Source organism: Phyllobacterium sp. GQ127, assembly GCF_059758635.1.
In genome coordinates, this window is the sequence record NZ_JCAXDZ010000013.1 from 45,535 (window position 1) to 51,534 (window position 6,000).

The 6,000-nt window shown below is 51.2% G+C and carries 5 protein-coding genes; 1 reads left to right on the top strand and 4 read right to left on the bottom strand.

Going from position 1 to position 6,000, the window contains the following annotated elements; genetic code table 11:
• Nucleotides 1-439 precede the first annotated feature (439 nt).
• The 3 genes from AC6CHM_RS24700 to AC6CHM_RS24710 all read right to left on the bottom strand — a co-directional run bounded on the left by AC6CHM_RS24700 (nucleotide 440) and on the right by AC6CHM_RS24710 (nucleotide 5,116).
• On the bottom strand, nucleotides 440-1,735 hold the full coding sequence (locus AC6CHM_RS24700) for a hypothetical protein (protein WP_498175923.1): 1,296 nt from the start codon (nucleotides 1,733-1,735) through the stop codon (nucleotides 440-442).
• A gap of 3 nt (nucleotides 1,736-1,738) precedes the next feature.
• On the bottom strand, nucleotides 1,739-3,583 hold the full coding sequence (locus AC6CHM_RS24705) for a zinc dependent phospholipase C family protein (protein WP_498175925.1): 1,845 nt from the start codon (nucleotides 3,581-3,583) through the stop codon (nucleotides 1,739-1,741).
• Nucleotides 3,584-3,964: 381 nt separating this feature from the next.
• Nucleotides 3,965-5,116, bottom strand: a complete 1,152-nt coding sequence (locus AC6CHM_RS24710) for a helix-turn-helix transcriptional regulator (RefSeq protein WP_498175927.1) — start codon at nucleotides 5,114-5,116, stop codon at nucleotides 3,965-3,967.
• A gap of 334 nt (nucleotides 5,117-5,450) precedes the next feature.
• Between AC6CHM_RS24710 and AC6CHM_RS24715 the strand changes: the two genes are divergently transcribed.
• On the top strand, nucleotides 5,451-5,672 hold the full coding sequence (locus AC6CHM_RS24715; protein ID WP_498175929.1) for a hypothetical protein: 222 nt from the start codon (nucleotides 5,451-5,453) through the stop codon (nucleotides 5,670-5,672).
• A gap of 14 nt (nucleotides 5,673-5,686) precedes the next feature.
• Here AC6CHM_RS24715 and AC6CHM_RS24720 read toward each other — a convergent pair whose 3' ends face one another.
• Nucleotides 5,687-5,848, bottom strand: coding sequence for a hypothetical protein (locus AC6CHM_RS24720; protein WP_498175931.1), 162 nt, complete (start codon nucleotides 5,846-5,848; stop codon nucleotides 5,687-5,689).
• Nucleotides 5,849-6,000: the final 152 nt, after the last annotated feature.

Sequence of the window (6,000 nt, forward strand, 5' to 3'; positions counted from 1 at the left end):
AAGTGCACCTCAACGGTGCAGTTTTCACAATAATAAGCCGCCGAGTCGGCGGCTCGTCCGCGGCCAAAGTATAGTTCGCAGCAAATGAAATCGTCCATTTCTGGACTGGATTGGGCAACCCTGCCAGCCACGCGATCCATGGACAATGCTCGTAAAGCTTTCGTTCCGATCGATCAATTTGACAGCAGCTGTGGGCGGTTGCGGGTAATATGCGTAGCCGGTAGATGATCTAAACGGAGTCGACTGCAGAACGGCAGCTATCGGCGCAGCAGCACTCAAAAACTGACTGTACGCTTCCGGCCCCATGTCGGTCATTCGCTGCACCAACGCTCTTCCAACGATTAATCCCGGATTAACATGGCGAGGTATTTCATATTCGCTGCAACCGGTATTGTTCGGTGAGATGCCGTGGGTGAGCCTTTGGCCCAGCCCATTCCGGTTATTTCCCGCGCAGCACGACTGTCACCCCACCAGTGATCTTGTCGCCAGTCCATTCGACAATTCGATACACGTCTGCAGACCCTTTCTTTACGTGTTTGGGCAAGGAGGTTTCCATTGCAATACTCAGGCGGCTGTGTGGCTCGATATGCATTGCCAGAAGGCTGGTCTTTCCTTTTGTTTTATCAGCAAGCACGCTTAAGGTAGCTGGTTGGGGCATCGCGGACGCCTTCTTCGGCTTTTTTCCCACCGGTGCGGGCTTTCTGACTGCGCGGGCTTGCGGGGCAACCAGCATTTGAAGCGCCGCCCCCACCCTGCGTCTTTCGTTGGTACCAGGAAATGCATCCTGCAGCGTTTCACGGAATAAACCTGTTTCCATCCAATCGGCATGCGGTCCAACCATGAGATCCGCTTGAGCAGGCTGGCCGAGGAGTACTGTTTTCTGGCCAGCAACCGCCCACGCTTTCTGGCCGAGCGATAGCGCCAGCACTTCGAGTGCCTCTCCTTCGAGCCGCTGTACTTCAAGCGTAACGGCAGCAATGGAACGCGATAGATTCTGCGTGTAGAAAACATAATTTAAAGGTTGTCCAGCGGGCAGAGAAATCACACTGACGTTTCGCTGAGCCACATGCCTGTCTTGCACCGGATTAAAAGGTGCGACAATCGGATCTGAAACTGGGTCATAGACCTGCGCCACCAGGCATTCATGACCATCATTTGCCATTACCGGGGTCCAATCAAACTCAACGATCCGGTGTTGTCCGGCCGCGAGGTCAATCACGGTGGAACCAATAGCCTGCGCCGATTGAGCGTTGATGCCCACCGCAGGATCGCACCAGTAAAGATCGACGTGTGCAGCCCAGCAGTCCGCAAGGCCGAGGTTCCAGATGTGAACCATGACCTTGTTGATGGTACCCGGTGTAGCAATGTCTGGATCGCCTGATGGCCCTTCTATCCAGATATCCGGGCTTTCCCAGAACATCAGATTGGGTAACGGCCGTACTCCACTGTCTCCAGCGAAAGTACGGCACAGGAGTTCGACAGAAAATTGCGGTTTGTGTTCATCACGTTCTTTTCGTGATCCATCCTTTTCGAAATTTTCCCGATCTTTATCATCCCCAGGCCAGCGGTCCAATTCCGGACGACCCGCGACATGGGTGATGGTCCCGTCTGTCAATAAGCGGCCATGAAACGGGATCGCACCCGCATGTGTCAGGGCATTCTTCTGAAAAACAGAAATCGTCTCGACCGGTTTTGCTGTGACAGTTATTACCGGCGTCTTGCTCTTGGTGACCATCGATCAATCTCCCACATAGTTGGAATTGATGCCACCGGCAGGTGGAGGCTCAAGCTTGGTGCCTTGACCTATTTCCCAGCATTTGGATCCATATCCGCGGTCGGCGTCGAGGTTCCAGTCAGGCAGCTTCATCTTGCCGTCGCCGCCCCCATCGGCAGCGACCTCGCTCATGCGCCTGAGGAAGAAATCGATAGCGCTGCCCAAACTGCCTTTGTAGCTTTGACCCTTTTCAGGAAAGTATATTCCGCTTGTTATTTTCCTGGTAACGTCAGGGGAGTCCGCATTCATGAGAGCTTCTTCAACACCAAGGTCACTTGGTTCTCCCTCTATGAACCAATAGGGATAGTTGATTGGCCAACGGGTGTAAGGACCCGACATGGCAGGTTGCTTCTCGACACTGCTCAAAGGGAAGAACAGGCAATGATCCTGCTCTTCCGGATACTCCCTGCGCGGCATCTCATCGAGGCGGTCATAGGGATTGCGCGGATTGACGAATTGCTGGGCGAGTGGATTGGAAAGTTGATCCGGATCAGGATAGGCATATCCACTAAGGGCGAGAGCCCAGCGGAACTGTCGATAAATTTCGTAAAGACCTAGCTGCAGCAGATAAAGTGCGTAGCGGACAGGAAAGGTCAACGGGTACGTTACCTGTGAAAGGAGCCAGAGACCGAGATCTTGTAGGTAGTCAAACAGGTCATTGATGTAGTCGAGTATGGCCTGAAGCAGGGCGGCAAGCGAAAACGATCCGCCACTGCTTCCGCCTGAACCGCTGCCGCTGCTCTCACCGGGTACCGGAAACGTCGGGAAGGCATCGTCGTTGAAAACCGTCGGCGGTTTCGGCTTTGGCAGATAGCGGTCCTTGGATGTCATTATTTCCAAGCCTTCAACCATCATCTGGTAAGCCCGATTGATCTGCCCCTGGCGCAAAAATGGAACCGTGCCACCAACATTGGGGTGCGGTCGATTTTCGTAAACTTCGCTGAGCGTTGCCGCCAACAAGTCTTGAAGAGACTGAGGCATGTCCTCACCAAGATCGATGCTTTTGTGGAGGCTGGCGCCATTCACATTTGTCCATTTTGAATAATCAAACGGTATTTGTCCGGGAACTGCGGACGCCGGCATGGTAACGCCCGGTGTGGCGTAAAACCCCCAGACCCAGCTGTCCATGAACTTTTCCTGGATGAAATGGCGTTGCCAATGACTTCGGTAAGGACCGCCGACAGCCGTATTGACGTAAGCATGGCCCACCACATCAGCGGTCACATGCGATAACCAACCATACGAATAGGCCCGCAAGGAAGGGTCGCTGCTTTTATGTGCATTCTTGATCAATGCTTTGCTGAACTGACCGGTCCAGCGGTGATGCGTGTAATCAAGCCAGTTCCAGTCTTCAATCGGAGCCGCCGCTCCTCTTTTCTGCATTTCCGGCTTGAGAAAAGACAAAAGATCGATCTTGTCGGTTATGAGCTTGATCAACGCGGATTGGATGATACCGCGAACCAGTTCAAGGGTTTCTGTGATCTCGCCGGCTAGCCCGCCAGACAGCGCGTCCACATGCTTGTCGATGACATCACCGATCGGTTTCCAGATGGCTGATAGCTTCTCATAGACTTCGTCAAGCGTCTTATAGATGTCAAACAAGGCATTGACGATTGGCGTATATTCCGACCAGTCGGCCCAAAAAATCATATCCGGACCGATGGCTCCGAGATTGGCATGATTTCTATGGTTTTTGACGGCCTCGGCAATGGGGCCACTGTACGTTTGCGGATCGGCAAGCATCTTTTCGATTTGCTTGTCGACGATGAGGAGATGTGATGCTGGACCTGGAATTGTTCTGCCCTCCAACTGTGTTGTTGTTGTTCAGGTACTGGCTTTCGCAAGGCCAAGCGCTTCCGCTTAAATGATGACTGATCAATATCCGACTTGAATTGTTGCGGCGCTTAGGTAGCGGCAACCATTCCAGCCTTCGAAAAGCGTTAGCAACAGAATGCTTGCAGATGGGGATGGCCCCGAGTGCATGTTATTGAATGTGTGGCAGATAGAAATATCTGGATAGATGCCATATGATATCAAAATGGATCAATCTGGTTAGTAGTGCCTCAACTACCACCCTCAATGGTTATTTTAAGCTGTTAGTACAGCCTTCAGCATCACTCAGCTCGCAACATCCCAAGCTCATCTCTGGGTAACTCAGCGCTAAAATGAATGGGCCTGAACTGTCTCACCTCAACAGAGCGGCTGAATAGTTTTGAGAACAGCAATAAGCGCTCCTTGCTGGCTGGTGCCGGTCTTGCGGAAGATCCTGATCAAATAGTTTCGGGCAGTACCAAATCCTATCCCAACATGAGCGGCTGCATCTTTGAGGCTATGCCCTGAAACGAGCAGAGCTGCGAGCCTGGATTCCGCGCGTGTAAGATTGAATAATTCTGAAATATTTCTCTCAAAACCGGTCGGCAACTCGAGCGAAACTTCCTGGATCAATAACTCTGCGCAGTGGTGCAAACCCCGACCCGAACCGGCTGTATACGTTACGGGCCCGACAGAGATGAGGAGTTGCTTTTTGAAGGAGCCGTTGCCGCCTAAAGGCAGAAGAATCTTGCCACCTATGTGAGCGTTCCTGTGATCAATACCAGCTATGTCTTTCACCGAACATGCGGCTCGGATTAGCCGCTGCAGTTCCACCGCTTCTCGGGATTTGGTTGGTGCAACGCATCCTTGCTGCCTGGCGGATAACAGGTCCCCGGCCAATTCCATTAGTCTGGAAGCGACGCTATCTTTTGCAATGATGTTCAACCCGGCATCGACGATTGCAACGCCCAGCATCGGACTTTGAAGTCCGGTCCGCATCGCATCGGTGATACGCCGTCGGTGTGTGAGTTCAGCTGCTCGCTTAAAATGCGGCAAGATTTTTTGGATAACATCAACATCCTGAGCGTCGAACGAGCATTGGTTTCGTCCGCGCTGGACATCGAAGAACCACACAGAGGATCCAGAACTCATTACCTTGCATGCAAGGCCGCCATACATGTCCTGTGGGGCCATCCACTCGTTCCAAAGCCGCGAACGTCTGAGTTTGTCATGACCCACCAAAGTATGATCACTATAAATTTGACCCATGGGAACGTCGAGCACAGCATCGGCCAGCTCATTGTTTTCAGAAAACTCTTTCAGATAAAGATCAATGAATACCGGGTCGAATTCTGTCGAGACAGCGTCGCCTGGATGCAGATCCGGACCCTGGCGCGTGAAACACGCTTTTGAACCATTCAGGGTTAGTCTCAGCTGTTCGACAGCATCGGGCCAGGCCTGTTCTTCGCGGGCAGCATCGTAAAGTGTTTCAATTGTTTTCAGGACGAGTTCATATGTAGTCGCGTGCATATGCCTGCTCTCCGCAGTTTGCGTCGTCAGAATTAAACAATATAAGTGGATGCCGCCAAAACAAGTTGTCACATGTCAAATAATTCATTTCTAAATCCAATTATTTATAGGAACGTAATTCGCTCTACCAACTGCAGGATTTCAATCCACGCTTGTCGAGCTTTGAAAAATACTGGGAATTCATCTAATACTCCGTTTTTTAGTATCATATGGCATCTGTTCAACCAACATCAGAGCGCTAGCTTTTGGCATGAGCCTAACCGCTCGCTTAGCCTCAAGAAATCCAACCCTCGCCTAACAGTTTATGATGGGAGCTCGCCGGAGCATGGTTCGAATGAGTGACTTGTCGAAAGAAGAATGGGAAACATTAAAACGCCTGTTTGTTGGGCAATCCATCCAACGTACGGATAGCCAAACCATCCAACGCCTGACAGAAATCGGCGCACTGCAAAAGTCGAAAAAGGGACTGGAGTTGTCCAGTGCTGCCTATTGCCTCTTGATTGAACGTACGGCACGTATCAGTCGTGCGCGAAATTGCGAAAGCAAAGCGCATTAACGGCTGACCTCATGCTATAAAATCACTTCCCGTTTTGATGAATTGCCGTTCGTATTTTTACCGAATGTTTTATAAATTACAGCATGGTTTTCACTTTGCAGGTGATATTGTCGAGTGTTGCGACAAATCAATCCTTGGCTGTCATACATCTGGCGACCTTTGCCATGAACGGCCATGCCGTCACCTCGGAGCTTTATAAACCTCACCCTTTGTCGGGGGCGCCAGAAACTCTTCCTTTGAAAATGCCGATGACAGCCCATTTTTGGCGTTTTTGATTGTATCATGAAAGTCTACAATGGCCTTAAAGTTCGAATCAACAGCCTGGTAG